18 protein-coding genes are annotated in these 19,649 nt (G+C 46.1%); 12 read left to right on the top strand and 6 right to left on the bottom strand.

Features of this window, described 5'->3' with window-relative positions; genetic code table 11:
- Window positions 1-7: 7 nt before the first annotated feature.
- The gene (locus tag MKY62_RS20025) at window positions 8-463 is read left to right on the top strand and encodes a GNAT family N-acetyltransferase (protein WP_003186178.1); all 456 of its coding nucleotides are present in this window, start codon (window positions 8-10) and stop codon (window positions 461-463) included.
- A gap of 17 nt (window positions 464-480) precedes the next feature.
- Window positions 481-1,680 carry a clostripain-related cysteine peptidase gene (locus MKY62_RS20020; protein ID WP_011198409.1) on the top strand — a complete coding sequence of 400 codons (1,200 nt, stop codon included), beginning with the start codon at window positions 481-483 and terminating at the stop codon, window positions 1,678-1,680.
- A gap of 47 nt (window positions 1,681-1,727) precedes the next feature.
- On the opposite strand, the gene ywcE is transcribed toward MKY62_RS20020, so the two are convergent.
- Together ywcE and MKY62_RS20010 are read right to left on the bottom strand one after the other, a co-directional pair.
- The gene (ywcE, locus tag MKY62_RS20015; protein ID WP_003186174.1) at window positions 1,728-1,988 is read right to left on the bottom strand and encodes a spore morphogenesis/germination protein YwcE; all 261 of its coding nucleotides are present in this window, start codon (window positions 1,986-1,988) and stop codon (window positions 1,728-1,730) included.
- A gap of 423 nt (window positions 1,989-2,411) precedes the next feature.
- Window positions 2,412-3,767: a YjiH family protein gene (locus MKY62_RS20010; protein ID WP_003186170.1), complete on the bottom strand. Its 1,356-nt coding sequence runs from the start codon at window positions 3,765-3,767 to the stop codon at window positions 2,412-2,414.
- Between the two features lie 278 nt (window positions 3,768-4,045).
- On the opposite strand from MKY62_RS20010, the gene MKY62_RS20005 reads away from it, so the two are divergent.
- Entirely contained in the window at window positions 4,046-5,230 is a 1,185-nt protein-coding gene (locus tag MKY62_RS20005) for an FtsW/RodA/SpoVE family cell cycle protein (RefSeq protein WP_025805366.1), read from the top strand.
- Window positions 5,231-5,341: 111 nt separating this feature from the next.
- The gene (locus tag MKY62_RS20000; protein WP_003186168.1) at window positions 5,342-6,511 is read left to right on the top strand and encodes an FtsW/RodA/SpoVE family cell cycle protein; all 1,170 of its coding nucleotides are present in this window, start codon (window positions 5,342-5,344) and stop codon (window positions 6,509-6,511) included.
- A 27-nt stretch (window positions 6,512-6,538) separates the two neighbouring features.
- Here MKY62_RS20000 and MKY62_RS19995 read toward each other — a convergent pair whose 3' ends face one another.
- Window positions 6,539-7,714 (bottom strand): amidohydrolase, encoded by a 1,176-nt coding sequence (locus MKY62_RS19995; protein ID WP_003186166.1) that lies wholly within the window; start codon window positions 7,712-7,714, stop codon window positions 6,539-6,541.
- A gap of 144 nt (window positions 7,715-7,858) precedes the next feature.
- Between MKY62_RS19995 and nfsA the strand changes: the two genes are divergently transcribed.
- The gene (gene nfsA / locus MKY62_RS19990) at window positions 7,859-8,608 is read left to right on the top strand and encodes an oxygen-insensitive NADPH nitroreductase (RefSeq protein ID WP_003186165.1); all 750 of its coding nucleotides are present in this window, start codon (window positions 7,859-7,861) and stop codon (window positions 8,606-8,608) included.
- Window positions 8,609-8,860: 252 nt separating this feature from the next.
- Window positions 8,861-9,868, top strand: a complete 1,008-nt coding sequence (locus tag MKY62_RS19985; protein WP_003186163.1) for an LLM class flavin-dependent oxidoreductase — start codon at window positions 8,861-8,863, stop codon at window positions 9,866-9,868.
- On the opposite strand, the gene MKY62_RS19980 is transcribed toward MKY62_RS19985, so the two are convergent.
- Together MKY62_RS19980 and MKY62_RS19975 are read right to left on the bottom strand one after the other, a co-directional pair.
- Window positions 9,865-10,113, bottom strand: coding sequence for a hypothetical protein (locus MKY62_RS19980; protein WP_009329815.1), 249 nt, complete (start codon window positions 10,111-10,113; stop codon window positions 9,865-9,867). The genes MKY62_RS19985 and MKY62_RS19980 overlap by 4 nt on opposite strands.
- Before the next feature lie 123 nt (window positions 10,114-10,236).
- Entirely contained in the window at window positions 10,237-12,657 is a 2,421-nt protein-coding gene (locus tag MKY62_RS19975; RefSeq protein WP_016886300.1) for a S8 family serine peptidase, read from the bottom strand.
- Between the two features lie 480 nt (window positions 12,658-13,137).
- Between MKY62_RS19975 and MKY62_RS19970 the strand changes: the two genes are divergently transcribed.
- The 5 genes from MKY62_RS19970 to MKY62_RS19950 all read left to right on the top strand — a co-directional run bounded on the left by MKY62_RS19970 (window position 13,138) and on the right by MKY62_RS19950 (window position 17,735).
- The gene (locus MKY62_RS19970; RefSeq protein WP_009329813.1) at window positions 13,138-13,428 is read left to right on the top strand and encodes a hypothetical protein; all 291 of its coding nucleotides are present in this window, start codon (window positions 13,138-13,140) and stop codon (window positions 13,426-13,428) included.
- Between the two features lie 42 nt (window positions 13,429-13,470).
- On the top strand, window positions 13,471-14,301 hold the full coding sequence (locus MKY62_RS19965; protein ID WP_003186155.1) for a PRD domain-containing protein: 831 nt from the start codon (window positions 13,471-13,473) through the stop codon (window positions 14,299-14,301).
- Window positions 14,302-14,546: 245 nt separating this feature from the next.
- The gene (locus MKY62_RS19960) at window positions 14,547-15,926 is read left to right on the top strand and encodes a sucrose-specific PTS transporter subunit IIBC (protein ID WP_009329812.1); all 1,380 of its coding nucleotides are present in this window, start codon (window positions 14,547-14,549) and stop codon (window positions 15,924-15,926) included.
- Between the two features lie 17 nt (window positions 15,927-15,943).
- The gene (locus MKY62_RS19955; RefSeq protein WP_003186152.1) at window positions 15,944-17,380 is read left to right on the top strand and encodes a sucrose-6-phosphate hydrolase; all 1,437 of its coding nucleotides are present in this window, start codon (window positions 15,944-15,946) and stop codon (window positions 17,378-17,380) included.
- Window positions 17,381-17,468: 88 nt separating this feature from the next.
- Complete coding sequence (locus MKY62_RS19950; protein WP_025805367.1) at window positions 17,469-17,735, top strand: hypothetical protein; 267 nt, start codon at window positions 17,469-17,471, stop codon at window positions 17,733-17,735.
- A gap of 33 nt (window positions 17,736-17,768) precedes the next feature.
- On the opposite strand, the gene MKY62_RS19945 is transcribed toward MKY62_RS19950, so the two are convergent.
- Window positions 17,769-18,581 (bottom strand): bifunctional hydroxymethylpyrimidine kinase/phosphomethylpyrimidine kinase, encoded by an 813-nt coding sequence (locus MKY62_RS19945; RefSeq protein WP_011198406.1) that lies wholly within the window; start codon window positions 18,579-18,581, stop codon window positions 17,769-17,771.
- Window positions 18,582-18,818: 237 nt separating this feature from the next.
- Here MKY62_RS19945 and MKY62_RS19940 point away from each other — a divergent pair, with 237 nt between their 5' ends.
- Window positions 18,819-19,637, top strand: a complete 819-nt coding sequence (locus tag MKY62_RS19940) for a glycosyltransferase family 2 protein (protein WP_003186146.1) — start codon at window positions 18,819-18,821, stop codon at window positions 19,635-19,637.
- Window positions 19,638-19,649 lie beyond the last annotated feature (12 nt).

The following is a 19,649-nucleotide window of genomic DNA, read 5'->3' as shown; positions in this document are numbered from 1 at the left end:
GAAAGCAATGAGCAATATAGAAGAACTTCGTCTTTTTCGAAAAGAAGATATTGAATGGCTGCAGACCTGGTTTGAGGATGCAGAGGTGAAAAGGCGGCTGGAAGGGATGCTCCCTCTTGACGAATGGTTCAATTTTGCAGGCGGTAATGAAAACTACCGGGTATGGGCGGCTTTAGAGGACGGCAAGCCTGTCGGCGTTGTCATGGTTGAAGTTGAGGAGGACTTGACCGGGAACATTGCCCTTTTAGTCGATCCGTTTTTGCGCGGAGGGGGATATGGAAAAGCGCTCATCAAAAGGACGATGGCATTGCCGGAAATGAGCCGGATCAACAAATGGTTCGCCGGAATTGAAGAGGATAACAAGAGGTGCTTAGCGTGCTTCCGATCCGTCGGGTATTCATTGGAACACGAACAGCCGGACGAAGACTGCTACTACTCTCTTATTTATTTCCCGGAATCTTAAATAAGGAGCATAAGAAGATGAACTTGATCAAATGGATTTTGTTTTCCGTTATTTCATTCGCCTTTTTTCAGCCGGCACCAGCCGCTCTATTAAAAGAAAAGGACGACTATACTATTCTTGTTTATATGATTGGTTCTGACATGGAAAGCGATTTTCATATGGCAAGCGATGACATTCAGGAAATGATGGATGCGGGTTCATCTTCAAACGTCAATGTCGTTCTTCAGACAGGAGGAGCAAAAAAATGGGCGAACCCGTCGATCAGTCACAAGGTGAATCAGAGGTGGAAAGTTGAACATCAGAAGCTGGTGCCCCTCGAAAATGTCGGGAAGAAAAATATGGACAGTCCCGGCTCCGTCACAGATTTTATCACATGGGGAGTCAAAACATATCCGGCTAAAAAATATGTATTGATCTTTTGGGGGCATGGGCTTGGCTCAGTTGACGGCTACGGGGGAGACGAAAACTTCGGCAATAAGAAAATGAAAATAAGCGAGCTGCAGTCGGGAATCAAAACGGCCTATGAACATACGAAGCAAAAGTTTGATTTAATCGGTTTTGACAACTGCAAAATGGCCGGGATTGAAACGGCATATGCCTTGAGGGATTATGGTAAGTACATGCTGGCTTCAGTCGACTATACGAATCAAAACGGCTGGGATTATAAAAGGGCGCTGCAGTCTGTACAAGACGACCCTTCAATCGATCCGAAAGAGCTTGGCAGGGAAATCGCTGCAGGCTACGTACAGCAGTCAAAAGAAAACGGTGAAACAGAAGACCTGCAGCAGTCTTTAATTCAATTGAACCGTGTCAAAGACGCTGTCGATGCCCTCGACAGATTGAGCGTAAACATGAACCTGGCATTGAAAGAGCCTGACGGAAAGCGCCTGCTCCACTACGCGCGTCTCGCTGCTGAAGATTATGCAGATGAATCGGATATGGTTGATTTGGCGGATTTGTCAAGCTTGATCGGTCAGCAGATCGGAGCCGAGAAAGAAGCAAAAGAGGTCGTAAAATCCGTCAAGAAGGCTGTCATCATGAACATCAAATCTCCGGAGCATCCAAGAGGAAGCGGCATGTCCGTTTATTATCCGGCCAGAGACAACCATAAGCGGTTTGCGGAAAAATCGAAAATATACCGCCTGCTTGACTTCAGCAGCCGGTATCAAACATTCATCAAAGATTACTCGCATTCAACATTTAACTTTGATCTATAGTTGCGTTTAACAGCAAAAAAGCGCCGGCGGAAAAACCGGCACTTTTTTTATCGGCTCATGTGCTTCCGGATCAATGGAAGTCCGTAGATGATGAAAGCGGCGACATGGGCGATGACAACGTTGAGAATAAAGAGTGCGATCATGAGAGAGTGTCCTGTAGGAGAAAGGCTGCTGGTCATATAGAAAAAGAAGAATACCCACATTAAAATGATGGGCGGAATAGAAGAAATTGCGACCTTTTTGTTGTCCAGCCATAAAAATAAAGGAGTGGCGCTTGCAATCAGCAAGTAAGCGAAAAACATATCCATGCGTTTTCAGCCCCTTTCGATAATGATAGCGCTGTCAAAAAAAGCGGAATGAAACATCAATTGTGTCTAATTGGAGAATATTTTGTGAACATTCTGTTACATTTATTATACCACGTTCTTCGAAAAATGATACATACTGGAAAGCATTTTCCGCTCCAACTATCGGCTCAATTTTCACGGTGATTCAGTTAGGACATAAAGGGTGAAGGGGAGAAGAAGTGAATAGCGAAAATGCGTGGAGGAGATTGATCATGCGAAAGTTAGCCAAGAACCGCGCGTTTCCTATACGAGGCCGGCAGGCTTACGGGAAGCGAAGAAGCGGACAGGCGGATCGTACGATAAGGCCGCAGACCCCTTGGATCAACGATTTTTTTCTAAACAAAAAAGGCCCTCGGCATTTGGCGCCGGGAGCCTTTTATTTGTCTAAAAAATAAAGTTGGCACACAGTACAATGACAGGCAGCGTAATAAGCGTCCGAACGAGAAAAATCAAGACGAGGTCAAGGAACGTCACCGGGATTTTGGAACCTAGCAAAAGGCCGCCGACTTCGGACATGTAGATTAATTGTGTAACCGATACACAGGCGATGATGAACCTGGTCATTTCACTTTCAATGCCGCTTCCGAGCACGGACGGCAGGAACATGTCGGCAAACCCGACGACAAGCGTTTGTGAGGCCTCAGCGGCTTCAGGAACCTGCAGCAGCTCGAGAAGAGGAATGAACGGCAGTCCAAGCCATTTGAAAACCGGCGTATATTCAGCGACAATCAGCGCGGCTGTGCCGAGCGCCATGACGACGGGAGCGACGCCCATCCACATATCGAGTACGTTTTTAGCCCCGTCCTGCAAGAAATCTTTGACGCTTGTATTTTGTTTTGCTTTTGCGACAGCCTGGCTGAGCCCCCATTGGAACGGAGTGTATCCTTCGGGAATCTTCTCTTGATCCTGATCCGCTTGATCTGTAATATAAGTATCAGCCTTTCTTGATAAAGGCGGAATCCGCGGGCTGATCACCGCAGCTGCGGCACCCGCCAGCAATATCGTCAAATAAAACGGAACGAACATATGAGGAAGGCCAACCTGTGAAATAATCACAAGGCAAAACGTGATGGAGACGACTGAGAAAGTCGTGCCGATGACGGCGGCCTCACGCTTCGTGTAGAATCCTTCTTCATACTGTTTGCTCGTCAGGAGCACGCCGATCGTGCCGTCGCCGAGCCATGAAGCCATACAATCGATCGATGACCGCCCCGGCAGCTTAAAGACAGGCCTCATCAGGTTTTTCATCAAAGCGCCGCACAGTTCGAGCAAGCCGAAATTCAACAGAAACGGCAGAAAAAGGCCTGCAAATAGAAAGACGGAGAAGAGAACGGGAAGCAGGCTGAATAATAATGTTCCGCCGGTACTCTTGGCATACACCGCTTCAGGTCCGATCTTAAAGTACGCCATCACGGCGAAAATCATGCCGACTAGGCGGACGATATACCAAAATAAAGATACATTCAGCAGGTTATAGAAAAACTCGCTTTTTTTGATGAAAGCCGGATGAAAGGTTTTGGTGATAAAGGTTAAGATAAATGTTGCGGTTACGATGACCGTCATGATCAGCGGCAATTGCTGCTGAAGCAGCTCCTGCAATGCATTTGAAAAAACAGCAATTGGAATCGTTAAATTTCCTTCAATTTTAACGGGAATCATAAACAGAATAATTCCGATAAGCGAAGGGACCAAAAATTTTATGATATCAAGCCGTTTACGCTTTTGAAGTGCTTTATCCAAATGAAAAACTCCTTATGAATTGGTGATTCTGTACCACTTCTGCCGGAGGCAAAAGTTTAATTTTATGCAACATTACTCATTTTAATACATTTCAAGCAAAAATCAATGAATTTATCACATTCGACAATAGTTGGAAAAATCCTTTAAAATAGAATAGGAATTTGTTCGCAATAAAATCGAAACATTTTGTTCTTTTGTACGTCATATCATTTGTGAGGAAGCGGATGCCGTCTTCCTGCATTAATTCATTGTGTCATATTATAAGGGCGGGATTTCGAATGAGTCAGAAAAAGAATATTACAAATCCCTTTTACCAGGGGGATTTGATTTTTGTCTATATTGTCTTTTTTATCATAAGCGTTGTGGCTGTGTACGCTGCTCAGCAGTTTAATCAATATAATGAACCCTTTGCGATGAAACAGTGCCTTTACTATTTACTGGGGGCCTTCATCATCATCGTGTTTCTTTATTTTGATTTGGAGCAGCTTGAAAAGCTCAGCTTTTATTTCTATCTGCTCGGCATTTTGATGCTGATCGTGTTAAAGTTCAGTCCGGCATATATCGGATCATACAGGTTTGCGCCGGTCATCAACGGTGCCAAAAGCTGGTTTATGCTTCCCGGGTTTACGCTGCAGCCGTCGGAATTTATGAAAATCGGGCTGATCATGTACTTGGCTTCCTTCATGTCTAAAAACGGCCCTGTCGGCAAGCGTACGTTGAAAGAAGACTGGATTTTTCTGCTGAAAATCGCCGGTATCATCATTGTTCCGTTCGGCTTGATTTTAGAGCAGGATACGGGTACAGCCGGGATCGTCGCGTTTGTGATCCTTGTGATGGTATTCCTGTCGGGCGTGAACTGGAAATTGATTTCTCTTATCTTCGGAACGGGTCTTGCAGCCGTTGCTTTGATTTTATATGTCATCATCAAATTTCCCGATGTTGCGGGAGCGCTCGGGGTTGAACAATACCAAATCAACCGCGTTATGACCTGGGTCAATCCGAGCGAACAGAATGCCGACGATAAAATGCAGGTCGAAAGGGCGCAAATGGCGATCGGTTCAGGAAAAGTATTCGGAAATGGTGTAAGCGATCTTCAAGTCTATGTACCTGAGGCGCAAACAGACTTTATTTTTGCCGTCATCGGCGAGAGCTTCGGGTTTGTCGGATGCACTTTTGTTGTCATTATGTTTTTCTTCTTAATTTACCGGCTTGTCGTGCTCATCGACCGAATACATCCGTTCAGCAGGTTTGCCTCATTTTTCTGTGCGGGCTTTACCGCTTTAATTGTCATTCATACCTTTCAAAATATCGGAATGAATATCGGCATTATGCCCGTGACCGGCGTCCCGCTGCTTTTGGTCAGCTATGGGGGCAGCTCAGTCGTAGCAACCTTGCTCGGCTTCGCGGTTGTCTACAATTCAAGCTGCCAGTTAACAAAGTATCAAAGCTATATGTTCAAATAACAGCCTGATGTATGCGGGCTGTTATTTTATTCACCCTTTTTCGCAATGTGAACGGTTGTTCATGCTATAATGAAAGTTAGTGCTTTTGATGAAGAAATAAGGCGGGGTATAATGGGCCAGAAGAAAAATACGACAAGTCCCTATTATCAGGGCGATTTGATTTTTATATTAGCCATGTTCTTTTTAATCAGTGTGATCGCTGTTTACGCTGCGGAGCCGTCTTTTTCACCGAAGGGTTATCCGGCAAAGCAATTGTTCTTTTATCTGCTCGGCATTTCGGTGATCGTCGGCTTTCTCTATTTTGATCTGGAGCAGCTTGAAAAGTTAAGCATTTACATATATTTATTCGGCATCTTGTCGTTGCTCGTGTTAAAAGTTAGTCCGGAGTCGATCGCTCCGATTAAAAACGGCGCAAAAAGCTGGTTTCAATTTGGTACGATCACGCTGCAGCCGTCGGAATTTATGAAAATCGGCCTGATTATGATGCTGGCTTCGGTGATTTCCAAAGCAAGTCCGAAAGGCTCGCGCTCGATGCAGGAGGATGTTCGCCTGTTGCTGAAAATCGCGGGAGTGTCGGCGGTTCCGGTCGGATTGATTTTAATGCAGGACGCCGGTACGGCCGGTATCTGCATGTTCTTTGTCGCCGTTATGGTGTTTTTATCAGGCGTGAACTGGAAGCTGATTTTCATAGTCGCGGGATCGGGCATCACGCTCGTACTGCTCGTTCTGTTTTTGGTGATCAATTTTCCGGAGTTTTCAAAGGATACATTGCATATCCAGCAATATCAGATCAACCGGGTGATGACATGGGTCGATTCGAGCCAGCAGGACGCGAATGATACGTATCAGACCGAAAAAGCCGTTACGGCGATCGGCTCAGGAGAAATCTTCGGAACGGGCATTAACAATTTGAAAGTATACGTTCCTGAAGGCCAAACCGATTTCATCTATGCCGTCATCGGCGAAAGTTTCGGCTTTATCGGCTGTACATTTGTCGTCATCATGTTTTTCCTTCTCATTTACCGGCTTGTCGTGCTGATTGATAAGATACACCCGTACAACAAGTTTGCATCGTTTTTCTGTGTTGGGTATACGGCGCTGATTGTCATCCACACATTCCAAAATATCGGAATGAACGTCGGGCTGATGCCGGTTACGGGCGTTCCCCTTCTGTTCATCAGCTACGGAGGGAGCTCTGTATTGTCCGCGCTGATCGGCTATGCGATCGTTTATAACGCCAGCTGCCAGCTGACGAAATATAAAGGCTATATGTTTAAATAAAAAAGACAGCCGAATCAGGCTGTCTTTTTAGTCTTGGTTTAAAAATGCTAGAGCCGCCGACACAAGAATTTTCGCCGCGTTCAGCATGCCTTTTTCATCGATGTCAAACATCGGGTGATGGTGCGGGTAAACGGCTCCAGTCTGCGGATTGCCCGCGCCGGTAAAAAAGAATGATCCAGGGACATGTTCAAGATAATAAGAGAAATCTTCGCCGATCATATTCGGTTCGAGTTCGATGACGGCTTCAGGGCCGACGACATGTTTGGCGCATTGACGGACGATGTCCGTTTCATTTTCATGGTTGACGACAGGCGGGTAGCCTTTTTCATAATCGAGTGAAAACGAGGCCCCGTTGCTGTCGCAGACGCCTTTAATTACGCGTTCGATCTCGGCGATGATCGTTTCCTGGACATGCTTTGAAAAGGTGCGGACCGTTCCTTCAATGACCGCTTCTTCGGCAATGACGTTAAATGCCTGGCCTGAATGAAATGTTCCGATCGACAAGACGGCTGCTTCTGTCGGATCGATTCTGCGGCTGACGATTTGCTGGAGATGGTTGACGACCGAGGCTCCCGTGATTAAAGCGTCTGTCGTTAGGTGAGGCGCGCCTCCGTGTCCGCCCCGCCCGGATATCGTGACTTTAAATTTATCAGCGGCTGCCATCATCGGGCCTGATTTGACACCGACTTGACCGACGGGCATCGGAGCCCAGATGTGGGTGCCGAAAATGGCATCCACGCCTTCGAGACAGCCGGCTTCAATCATCGGCTTGGCGCCGCCTGGTGTAACCTCTTCACCGAATTGATGGATCAGCACGACATTTCCCTTCAAGTCTTTTCGATGCTTTGCCAGGGCTTTTGCGGCTGTGAGGAGAGCAGACGTGTGGGCATCGTGCCCGCAGGCATGCATGACGCCGGGGACAGTCGACCGGTACGGAACATTTTTTTGATCCTGTAAAGGCAGAGCGTCGAAATCGGCTCTCAAGGCGACCGTCTTGCCGGGGCGGCCGCCTTTAATGTGACCGACGACCCCTTGGCCGCCGACATTCGTTCTCACGCCAATCCCGAGGCTTTCCAAGTAATTTGCAATGGTGAGCGGTGTATTGACCTCGCGATGGGAAAGCTCCGGATATTGGTGAAAATGTCTCCTTAGTTCGATCATTTCCGGAAATAATGCATCTAATTCTTCAATTACGGATTTCACCGTCATCTCCCTTTCCGATTCGAAAATAGTAAGACAATTCTATCATTTTACCATATGAAATTGAATCCATCTGCAGTCCGCCAAACCGTTTTGCTTTAGAGAAAAGCAGATATTGGATATGATAAAGGTTGAGGAGGTAAGAGGATGAATAAAACGATTGAAACTATTTTAAATCACCGTTCGATCAGGTCTTTTACAGATCGGCTCCTGACCGAAGAAGAGGTTCGCCTGCTTGTGGAGAGCGCTCAAAGCGCATCGACGTCAAGCTATATTCAAGCATATTCAATCATCGGTGTCACCGATCCGGACAAGAAGCGCAAGCTTGCGGAATTGGCCGGGAACCAGCCATATGTTGAAAAAAACGGCCATCTGTTTGTATTTTGCGCAGATCTTTACAGGCATGACAAAATCGCTCGGAAAAAGGGTGTAGATATTACAGCTTCTCTTGAAGGGACGGAAACCTTTATGGTCAGCGTCATCGATGCAGCGCTTGCCGCTCAAAATATGTCAATAGCGGCCGAATCAATGGGCCTCGGCATCTGCTATATCGGTGGGATTCGCAACAATTTGAACGAAGTCTCCGAGCTTCTTGAAACACCTGAATACGTTCTTCCGCTGTTCGGGCTTGTCGTCGGCCAGCCGGCCAACCCTTCGGCCAAAAAACCGCGTCTGCCGCTTGATCACATTTATCATGAAAATGTCTATCAAGCGGATGATGCCGAGTTTGAAAAGCATTTGTCCGCATATGACGAAACGATTTCAAACTATTATCAAAAGCGGACGGACGGCAAACGGTCTGACAAATGGACAGACCAGATCACCGGCAGCCTCAAAAAGCCGCCGCGTGCGTATATGAATGAATTCGTTAAAGGAAAAGGTTTGAACAAAAGGTAAGGAACCTCCCCTCCGACTCGGAGGGGACTTATCTTATCAGCATGTATTGAAGGAAAAGATAAAACATCAGCCAAAAGGGCAGACTGAAAAGGATTCCGAATAAACAGCCTTTTGCAAAGCGTTCTTCTACGGCTGGCGGGTGCGTTTTTTGCTTCGTCTCATTCATCAGTACTGGGAGCTCCTTTAGTTTATCCATGATACTATTATTTCTTTTTGCGCAGAAAAAGTAAACGAAGATTTGGGGTGAAAAAGATGTTGTCATTAAGCATACTGGATCAGACTCCTGTTTCTGAAGGAAGCAAACCTGAACTGGCTTTGCAGCATACGGTGGAGCTTGCGCAAGCGGCGGAGCGGCTCGGATACAAGAGGTTTTGGGTTTCTGAGCACCATTTTTCCAGGAACTTGGCAGGGTCAAGTCCGGAGGTTCTGATCGGTTATCTTGCGGCTAAAACAGAGAAGATCCGTATAGGATCCGGCGGCGTCATGCTTCCGCATTACAGCGCCTACAAGGTGGCGGAAAACTTCCGCGTCTTGGAAGGACTTGCGCCCGGCAGGATTGATCTAGGTGTCGGACGTGCTCCGGGAGGGATGCCGATCGCTTCAATGGCCCTTCAAAATGGAGGAAGACGGATGGCTGACCAATATCCAGAACAAATTCAGGACCTCGTCACATATTTATACGATCAAGCCGATGAACATCACCGCTTTCCCAACTTGACCGCAACGCCGAACATCGCCACAGCGCCCGCTGTTTGGCTGCTCGGCTCCTCAGGGGAAAGCGCAAGGCTTGCCGCCCAAACAGGGGCATCATATACATTTGCTCAATTTATTAACGGTGAAGGCGGAGAAGAGGCGGCCAGACTGTACAAAGAGAGGTTCGAACCTTCTGTATTGGGGGAACAGCCAAATGTGATCGTTGCCGTATTTGTGATTTGCGCTGAGACAGAAGAGAAAGCGGAGAACCTTGCCAAAAGCTTGGATTTTTCTTTATTGGCCAATGAACAGGGGATGGTGACCGAAGGCTTTCCATCATTGGAAACGGCCCTGTCCTATCAATATTCTCCTTATGAAAGAAAGAGAGTGGAAGACAATCGAAAACGGATGGTCATCGGAACGCCGCAGCAGGTAAAGGAACAGCTGCTTGAACTGGCCGGCGCTTACGGAACGGACGAAATCATGGCGGTGACGATCACCCACGATTTTCAAGACAGATTGGATTCATACCGGCTGCTGGCCGAAGCGTTTCATCAGTCAATTTAGCGTTTTTGCTGAAAAAAATCGAGAAAATGGCGGATTGGGAAAAGAATAAACAGAATGCATATGTATAAAGCGGTAAACAGCCAGCTGAGCGGAATGAGGATGATGGTATCGACGGTTTGCTCCGCAGCTTTTTGAAAAGGCTTGGGCTCGCGCTTCTGCAGGTTGACGGCGAAGTACAAAATCGTGAAAAATATAAAGCAGACAATAATGAAGGATAAGCCGAATAATACGATAAAAGAAAGCATATACACGATGTCCTCCGATTGCTTTTTTCACGTTTTGAAGAGAAGGGGGAGCTTCTCCTGAACGCATTATCCGTATTTTAACATAAAAAAGCCTTGTTGAGTGGTTCTCAACAAGGCTTGTCATTATTCGACGATAAAAGGGTCTTCCGTCAATACGTAGCTTGATTTCCCTTTGGCGGATGCATAGGCAAGCATATAGTATTTTCCGGACTTAAGGGATGCGGCGTCATTGATTTTGCCGTTCCATTGATAAGATTGATAGCCTTTGCCCTGGTTTTTGTAAACGCCGGCCTGGCCGAGAAGGTTCAGGTTTTCATCATAGACGAGAAATGCGAGCTCTTCAGCCCCGCCCGGCAGGTAGGCTTCGATCGTGTAAGCGCCCTGCTTTGCTCCCGGTTCAACTGTTACGGATGTGACGCGCGGGTAGTCTGGCTCTTTGACGATCAATAGGAGCGGGATTTCGGCGACTTTTCTTCCGTCTTCACGGATGTAAACCGTGCCTTCATATGTGCCTGCTTTCGTTTTCGCGGAATTGACGGTTACTTTTGCCGCTGCTTTACCTGTTTGATTGGCCGGTACCACGACTCGTTCCGTTCCTGATACCGTGATGCCCGTTCCTTTAAAGGAGTATTCGAGCTGATAGGCTTTTCTGTGTGAAGAAAGGTTTTCAATCGTGAACGCTTGTTTTTTCGTCTGTTTCCCTTTGTCTTTCAGGAATGTTCCGTATGAATGGCTGCCCGGCGTTACAATGGATGAAGCTTTAAGGGCCTCCATGATGCGGATGCTGCCCGCTCCTTGCGTATTGTGAGGGAGAGGCTTTCCATTTTCATCCGTCAGTTTTTCCGCCGTATTCATCAGTACGCCTTTGATTTGCTCAGGCGTCCAATCCGGTTTGGCCTGCTTTAATATGGCTGCCGTTCCCGCGACATGCGGGGAAGCCATGCTTGTTCCCTGTTTTGAACCGTAACCGTACGGGTTTTTCGGATCGTGGGTCGGAATGGTGCTGACGATGTTGACGCCTGGCGCTGAAACGTCAGGTTTAATCATCCATGTATCCATGACAGGCCCGCGGGACGAGAATGAGGCAATTGTTTCCCCCAGCTTTTTGTCCAATTTGAAAGAAAAGACAACGGAGTGTTTCCCTTCTTTGATCTGTTGAACAAGCTTTTCGCCCTCTTCTTTTGACAATTTGACGGTCGGTACGGCCATCCCCATGACGTTGGCCTCGATTTCCCCTGTTGCATTATTGTAAATCACGGCTCCGATAGCGCCGGCGTTTTTGGCATTTTCAGCCTTATCAACAAATGGTATGACGCCTCTCTGGATAACCGCAACTTTTCCTTTCACATCTTTGCCTGAGAAATCGTCAGCTTGTCCGAGGCCGGCTTCAACGAGTTCCACCTCTTGACCGTTCAATGCTTCAAGATCCTTTTCCTCTTGGTATCCCATCACCTTTGCTGATGAATACGAAGGAAGCGTCACCGAATACTCATTATACGGAAGCTGTGATGCGCCGACGGAAATCGCAACCCTTGATGTTCCCGGCGAGCCGACCGTCCAGTTTTCCGGTCCGCTGTTACCGTTTGACGTAACGGCGACAACCCCTTCAGCCATCGCCCAGTCCAGTGCGATGCTTGTTGCATAATCAGGGCTGTTCAGCGAATTTCCCAATGAGAGGTTCATCACTTTTGCTCCGTCTGCAACGGCTTTTTCAATGCCCGCAATCACATTCTCGGTTGTGCCTGAGCCGCCGGGGCCGAGCACGCGGTAAGCAAGAAGCGTTGCTTCAGGCGCCACGCCTTTAATCTGTCCGTTCGCGGCGATTGTTCCTGCAACATGAGTGCCGTGATCAGTCGCTCCGCCGCGCGGGTCGCCTGTCGGTGTTTCCTGTGGATCATAATCATTATCCACAAAGTCATAGCCCTTATATGGGCCGAAATTATTCTTTAAGTCGGGATGGGTGTAATCCACGCCCGTATCAATAACGGCTACCTTAATGCCTTTACCGGTATAGCCCGATTTCCATGCCTGATCCGCTCCGATGAACGGGGCACTTTTATCCATCTGTGGATAAATGGCGTCTGCTGCAAGTGTCACGTCTTTTCCTTTTACGCTGTCAGGTTTGTAAGTTGCGTTTGGATAAACCGCTTTAACTTCCTTGACGGCGAGCAGCTTTGGAATTTCACTGGCCGGCAGTTTCATAGAAAAGCCCGAAAATACACGGTCGTATTCGCGGTTTACTTTCGCTTTTTTAAGTGTTTTCAGCGCTTTGCTTTTCGCTTTGCTTCGAGCTGTTTTTAGAGAAGCCTTCGTTTGTTTTTCTCCGTCCGCTTTTGCTTCGGCAAGCGACTTTTCTTTCAGTTCCACGATAACCGTCGTCTGTTTATCAGACGTCACATCAATATCACCGTAGATTTCAGCTTTCTCAAGCTCAGGCGACTTTTTATCGGGAACGGAAGTTGCCTGCACTCCGGTGAGGAATGTGGATAACGCAAATAATAGAATAAAAGCCATAACAAAATAGCGCACGATACTTTTTCTCAATCTGTTTTCCCCCTTCTGGATAAATGTTTCTTTGTAATTATTAGAGTTTCGAACTTTTAAAATATTCTCTCAGTTTCAAAAAAATCCTTCTATATATAGAAATAATTTTCAAAGATTCAATGTATTGGAGTGAATTTCTCTAGATTTATGCACAATTTACTGTGTATAAGTGAATAAACTTGTGTATAGATATTGTAGGGAATATACGTTCTTATACTAAATATTGAATAAGTATGTGGATATGTGGATATATCCTGTGGGTAATATGTGTTTATCCTTAGGATAAGCTGTGAGTAAGTTACATTCATGGTTTGTATCCGCTGAATCATGCGATTCCTTCAGTTTTCAACAAAACTTCTAAAAACTAGAATCATTTTGCACACACATTGTGACAAACATTTTCATTTTGCTGGGATAAGATAGAGCAAGAAAGTTTAATAGAGTTGCTAGTTTTATCAAAACGAAACTGGAGGGATCGGTATGAAAGGTTTGATATCATTTTTAAAATTATGGACAGCCGTGCTGCTGAATGCGGTGATGCCTGTCAGAGAAAATCAGATGAAGGTGACGGCGTTCGCCGGCGGTACATATCAGGCTGCCGATGCTTATCAGGCAGGCGGCTTTTCGGAAAAAAGAGAAGAGAAGACAGAGCGGATGTCGGGCTGTAAGAGAATGAAGCCCGGCAGTTATACGACAGAACCCAGCCGGGCTGTTTGCAAAAAAGCGGTGAAAAGGGTAAGAGCCGGACCAACTCTTTACACGGGAACTTAAACAAGGTAAAATCCCACTCATAATGGGAAGTGGGTGACAGCTTTGAAAATCTATAAAGTATTGAACAACAATGCAGCAATCATAAAGGAGGATGGTCAAGAAAAAATTGTCATGGGACCTGGTATCGCTTTTCAAAAAGGCAAAAACGATACCATTCCAAGAAACAAGGTAGAAAAAATTTTTACCATTCATGAAGAAAATGAAAAGTTTAAACAAATCCTCGAAACACTTCCGGAAGAACATATTGAAGCTGCCGAAGAGATCATCAGCTATGCGGAAGGGCAGCTGTCCGCACCGTTGAGCGATCATATCCACATCGCCCTTGTGGATCATTTGTCATTTGCGATCGAGCGAGTCCGCAAAGGATTCGTCATTCAAAATAAATTGTTAAATGAAATCAAAGCGCTTTATAAAAAAGAATATGAGATCGGACTCTGGGCAATCGATTTGGTCAAAGAAAAACTGAAAGTCGAATTGCCTGATGATGAAGCGGGTTATATTGCGCTGCATATTCATACCGCAAAAATGGATGCGGAAAACATGCAGAAGACTCTAAAATACACGAACATCATCAAAGAATTGATAGAAAAAATCGAATGCTGTTTCAATCAGAAGATTGACGAAAACAGCATCTCATATCAGCGTCTTGTCACGCATCTCAGGTATGCCATCAACCGGCTGGAATCAAATGAAGCGTTTCATGTCATGGACGATGACATGCTTTATTTCATCCGGCAAAAGTATCCTGAAAGCTACCGATGTGCGGCAGGGCTGGCGGATTACGTAAAAACTGAATATGATCTTCATCTTCCGGAATCAGAAGTCGGATATATTACGCTGCATGTCCAGCGTTTAAATGATTCCTATAGGTAATACCGCCTGATATCGCGCGATCAGGCTTTTTTTAGGTCGATTTTCACAGAGAATAAAAAAGTAGTTGACGAAAGCGTTATCACATAATAAAATGAAAGCGTATTAAAAAATAAATACCGGGGATTGTGACTGGTAAAGCAGGCAAGACCTAAAATTTGCTAGATGAATGGGGAAAATCTATCCTCCATTCGTTGGTGAATTTTAGGTCTTTTCTGCTTTTTTTTAAAAAAAAAGGAGGAGTCATCATGATTCATAAAGAAATCGCTGTACGTCTTATACAGCTTCTTGGCGGAGAAGATAATGTCATCAGTGCAGCTCATTGTGCGACAAGGCTTCGTTTGGTGATTAAGGACGAAGCAAAAATCGACCAGGAAAAGGTCGAAGAGCTGGAAGGTGTAAAAGGAGCCTTTTCAAGCTCTGGTCAATACCAGATTATTTTCGGAACAGGGCTTGTTAATAAAGTGTATGAACAGTTTGCCAAAGAGCTGAATCTTGACCAAAAGGAAACGGTTCAGCACAGCGATGCCGCAAAGGGAAAAATGAATCCTTTAGCGCGATTTGCGAAAACGCTGTCAAATATTTTCGTGCCAATCATCCCGGCCATTGTTGCAAGCGGTTTATTAATGGGGCTGTTGGGAATGATGAAGGCATTTCAGTGGGTCGATCCTGATGCGGCGCTGTATAAAATGCTTGATATGTTCTCGAGCGCGGCATTTATTATCCTTCCGATCTTGATCGGTGTCAGTGCTGCGAAAGAGTTTGGCAGCAATCCTTACCTGGGGGCTGTACTTGGAGGAATTTTAATTCACCCGAGCTTGTTCAATCCTTGGGGACTTGCAACTGCATCACCGGATGTGATGGACTTTTACGGACTCAAAATCGAGATGCTTGGCTATCAAGGAACCGTTGTTCCAATTTTGCTTGCCGTATATGTGATGAGTAAAATCGAAAAAGGCGTAAGAAGAATCGTTCCAAATGCGATCGATCTATTAGTAACACCGTTTGTCACGATTATTTCAACGGGATTCATTGCTTTTATCGCGATCGGTCCTTTAGGAAGAATGCTTGGTACAGGGATCACGAACATTTTAACATATGTGTATGACGTTGCCGGGCCTGTTGCCGGACTGATTTTCGGGGGAACATACTCGCTGATCGTTCTAACTGGTGTCCACCACAGTTTCCATGCGATTGAGGCCGGCCTTATCGCTGATATCGGCAGGAACTACCTGCTCCCGATCTGGTCTATGTCCAATGTCGCCCAAGGCGGGGCCGGACTTGCCGTATTCTTTTTGGCAAAGCGTGCAAAAACAAAAGAAATTGCTTTACCTGCCGCTTTCTCTTCTTTTCTCGGCATTACCGAACCTGTTATTTTCGGTGTCAACCTCCGTTACCGCCGGCCGTTTATCGCGGCAATGGCCGGGGGAGCGCTGGGAGCTGCATACGTTGTCTTTATGAATGTTGCAGCAAACGCATACGGTTTGACGGGAATTCCGATGATTGCGATTGTCGCCCCGCTTGGAATGGGCAACCTGATCCACTATTTAATCGGAATGGCGATTTCTGTGACTGTCGCATTTATCACAGCCTTTATCTTAGGCATTAATGAAGACGAGAAAAAGTGACGGAGGGAGGGAAAACGATGAATCAAGATCAGGAGCTTCGTCAAAAGGCAATGAACCGGGTTGAAGAATACCGGGATATTGTAAACCTTGATCCCTATCGGCTGCATTATCATATCATGCCTCCTGTCGGACTGCTGAATGATCCGAACGGGTTCATTCAGTGGAAAGGGGTGTACCATCTTTTTTATCAGTGGATGCCTTTTAAAACGGGGCACGGTGCAAAGTTATGGGGACACTACTCCTCAGCAGATCTGGTTAACTGGCGGCATGAAGAGATCGCCCTCACGCCGAGCGACTGGTTTGATAAAAACGGTTGTTATTCAGGAAGCGCGATCGCTGAAAATGATGTGCTGCATCTGTTTTACACGGGGAATGTCAGAGACGGCGAGGGAAATAGGGAGACCTATCAATGTCTCGCCGTCTCAAAAGACGGCATCTCGTTTGAAAAGCAGGGGGTTGTTGCAAGGCTTCCGAAAGGGTATACGGCTCATTTCCGCGACCCGAAAGTATGGAAAAAGAACGGCAGCTGGTACATGGTGCTCGGCGCCCAGACTGAAAATCTTGAGGGAAGGGCGGTGCTGTTTCAATCGGATAATCTGAAGGACTGGCAGTTCCTCGGCGATATCACAGGTTCAAATACAGATCAGCTCGGGGAATTCGGCTATATGTGGGAATGCCCTGACATGTTCGAACTGGACGGCAAAGACGTCTTAATTGTCTGTCCGCAAGGCCTTGAAGCAGAAGAGATGCTCTACCAAAACGTCTATCAGTCAGGCTATTTTGTCGGTGAATTGAACGAGCTGAAACCCTGGTTTACACACGGAGATTTCGAAGAGCTTGACCGCGGCTTTGACTTTTATGCGCCGCAGACGACAAAAGACGAATCAGGCCGGAGGATATTGGTTGCCTGGATGGGTGTTCCAGACCAAGATGAACAGAGCCAGCCGACGATTCCGCATCAATGGGTGCACTGTATGACATTGCCGAGGGAATTGCATTTACAAAACGATAAAATCGTTCAAAAACCGGTCGAGGAGCTTAGAACGCTCCGCCAAAACGAAAAAAACGCGGCAATATCGCTTAATCAAGGCACCGAAAAATTGGACATTGTTCAACCGGACAAAGCTGAGCTTTTCATCAGTCCGAAAGTTATTGAAGAGGGTTTTGAGATTTCCTTCAGGGGTGCAGCCCGACTCATATACAATAAAGCAGAAGGCATCATAACCTTGGAGAGAAACAGTTATGTTGATGAAAAAACGGAAGCCAGACAGTGCCGTTTGCAGGAGCTTCGCAATTTAAACATCTTTTTAGACGCCTCTTCTATTGAAATCTTCGTCAATGAGGGAGAGGAAGTCTTTACGGCAAGATATTTTCCTTACCCGGGAAATAATGATGTTTGGATCAGTGCCAGAAAAGAAATCATAATGAATGTGACATCCTGGACAATGGCATAAAGGGAGCGGCTGCTGTTTGCTATTTTCTGTACAATCCCTTTATGATATGCTTTTTTTAGAGAGAGTGCAGTATAAAGGGGTTGTTTTTGTGGATCAAAACCAGCAGAAATTGACCGCTATGCGTTTGAAAAAAATAGCGGACCATATTGAGGATACGAGAGAGGAATACAATGGTTTGCTCCTCCAGATGAAGAAGCTGATCGGCGGTATTGAAGATAAAACAATTCCAAATGATGAGGAAGTACAAAAGAAACTTCAGGACACTTATGAACAAATGAAAGAATATGCTCTTTTTGTGGAATCGATCGAATCTTTCTTAAGATCATCTGCAAGAACGATCAAACGGGAAAGCTAAATGAAAGCCCCTTTTACATAAAAGGGGCTTTTTTTATTTGCCGCTGAGTCGTAAAGCGGAGTGCTTTGTCGGCCCGACGTATTGATTCAAACGGAACGATTCGCGAATCGCTTCCGTAATAAACGCTTTTGCAGAATAAATGGCTTCTTTTACATTTGAACCTTTGGCAAGCTCAGCCGTAATTGCCGCGGAGTAGGTGCAGCCCGCCCCGTGCGTGTATGGGGTGTCGATTCTTTCTCCTTCGATCACCTCTGCATCCCGGCCGTCAAATAATACATCTACCGCTTTTTCGTGATTTAGTTTGCCTCCCCCTGTAATGAGGACGTGTTGGGCGCCGAGGCCGTGGATGGCCTTTGCCGCTTCCTTCATTTGCTCAACCGTTTTAATTTCTCCAAGGCGGCTGAGCTGGCCGGCTTCAAAAAGATTTGGCGTAATGACCGTGGCAAGCGGAGCCAAAAGCTCTCTTAAAGCCTTTGCGTGCTCGGGATACAGCACTTCATTTGCCCCTTTGCATACCATAACCGGATCAATGACGACATTTTTCATGCTGTGCTTCTTAATTGTGTCTGCCGCCAATTCAATTATGTCAACTGTCGGAAGCATGCCCGTTTTCATCGCATCTACACCGATGCCGTCCACAATCGTCGACAGCTGAGCGCGGATGACTTCCGTATCAACTGGGAACACCTGATGATTCCAATTGTTCTCAGGGTCCATGGCGACAACAACCGTAAGGGCCGTCATTCCATAGACGTTCTTTTCCTGGAACGTTTTTAAGTCCGCCTGAATGCCGGCGCCTCCGCTTGAGTCAGAGCCGGCGATTGTCAGTGCTTTGTGCATTGTCATGTTCAGTCAATCCTCCACGATAAGAGATTCCATCCAAAGTTGGTTTATTACTTATTATAGACAGCTTTTCGCAAGATCACAATGAAATGGCTGCCGCTTTATAGTGCAGCGGTCCTCTGCAAAATTTCGTGAATGGATTGGCATAAAAAACCAGACCATCTTTTGATCCATGTGAAATTATTCGCATTATGCTTTAATATGTTTAGAATGAAATAAGAAGGAGCGTATATCACAAACATGAACATATCTATCGTAGTTGTCACGCATAATCGGGTCACCGCTTTGTGCGAATTGCTTGAATCTATTGCAAAACAGTCTGTTGAACCGTTTGAAGTTATTATTGTTAATGATGCCGGGGAGAGCGTCGACTTTGTTGAGCGCCTTTATTCAGAGCTTCCGATCAGAGTTATACATCTGAAAGAAAACGTGAAGCATGTAAAAGCGAGAAATATAGGGGTGAAAGAAGCTTCCGGAGATGTTATTATGCTGTGTGATGATGATGATTTTTTCACGCCGTGCCATATGGAGAGAATGTTGAATGCGCTGGAGACCGCCGATTTTGTTTATTCGGATGCTGAGATTGTGTCTTTTGAAGAAAAAGAGGATATGAGAATTCCGACAAGCCGTTACCTTTTTGCGTATTCCTTTAACTTGGATGAAATGAGGAAGTTTTCTACATATGTTCCTTCAGGAAGTATGTACAAACGATCTCTTCATGACGAAATCGGCTACTTCGATCCTGCCGTCCACAATTATTGGGATTGGGACTTTTTCCTGAGAGCGGCTGAGCGGTTTCGCGTGAAAAGAGTTCCTTTCGCAAGCGTAATCTATGCGTTTTCAGACCAGGGTGACAACCAGTCCGGAGATCTTGGCGGAATGAGGCAGTATTACTTGGATGTCTTGAGTGAAAAGCATCAGCTTGGCAAGCTGCCGACAAAGAACTTTTTCGTGCTACTCGAAGAACCTGCCATGAAAAAAAGGGAAGCGGAAAGCGAAATCGTCTGGGATGGAAAACCGGTTGCATCCAGGCTCACTGCTGCAAGACAATTGAACTAAGGAGGCCTGAAC

It is taken from the genome of Bacillus sp. FSL R7-0646 (assembly GCF_037969865.1).
Lineage (GTDB): Bacteria > Bacillota > Bacilli > Bacillales > Bacillaceae > Bacillus > Bacillus licheniformis.
The sequence above is the reverse complement of the archived record's forward strand: the minus strand, read 5'-3'. Positions and strand labels throughout refer to the sequence as shown.

What these genes read in the sequence shown, in the direction of transcription:
- MKY62_RS20020 (WP_011198409.1), top strand. Translation starts at nt 481, where the DNA reads ATGAACTTGATCAAATGGATTTTGTTTTCCGTTATTTCATTCGCCTTT.
- MKY62_RS19940 (WP_003186146.1), top strand. Translation starts at nt 18,819, where the DNA reads ATGAACATATCTATCGTAGTTGTCACGCATAATCGGGTCACCGCTTTG.
- MKY62_RS19980 (WP_009329815.1), bottom strand. Translation starts at nt 10,113, where the DNA reads ATGCTTTCTTTTATCGTATTATTCGGCTTATCCTTCATTATTGTCTGC.
- MKY62_RS19985 (WP_003186163.1), top strand. Translation starts at nt 8,861, where the DNA reads ATGTTGTCATTAAGCATACTGGATCAGACTCCTGTTTCTGAAGGAAGC.
- MKY62_RS19955 (WP_003186152.1), top strand. Translation starts at nt 15,944, where the DNA reads ATGAATCAAGATCAGGAGCTTCGTCAAAAGGCAATGAACCGGGTTGAA.
- MKY62_RS20000 (WP_003186168.1), top strand. Translation starts at nt 5,342, where the DNA reads ATGGGCCAGAAGAAAAATACGACAAGTCCCTATTATCAGGGCGATTTG.
- MKY62_RS19970 (WP_009329813.1), top strand. Translation starts at nt 13,138, where the DNA reads ATGAAAGGTTTGATATCATTTTTAAAATTATGGACAGCCGTGCTGCTG.
- MKY62_RS20025 (WP_003186178.1), top strand. Translation starts at nt 8, where the DNA reads ATGAGCAATATAGAAGAACTTCGTCTTTTTCGAAAAGAAGATATTGAA.
- MKY62_RS20005 (WP_025805366.1), top strand. Translation starts at nt 4,046, where the DNA reads ATGAGTCAGAAAAAGAATATTACAAATCCCTTTTACCAGGGGGATTTG.
- ywcE (WP_003186174.1), bottom strand. Translation starts at nt 1,988, where the DNA reads ATGGATATGTTTTTCGCTTACTTGCTGATTGCAAGCGCCACTCCTTTA.
- MKY62_RS19960 (WP_009329812.1), top strand. Translation starts at nt 14,547, where the DNA reads ATGATTCATAAAGAAATCGCTGTACGTCTTATACAGCTTCTTGGCGGA.
- MKY62_RS19945 (WP_011198406.1), bottom strand. Translation starts at nt 18,581, where the DNA reads ATGACAATGCACAAAGCACTGACAATCGCCGGCTCTGACTCAAGCGGA.
- nfsA (WP_003186165.1), top strand. Translation starts at nt 7,859, where the DNA reads ATGAATAAAACGATTGAAACTATTTTAAATCACCGTTCGATCAGGTCT.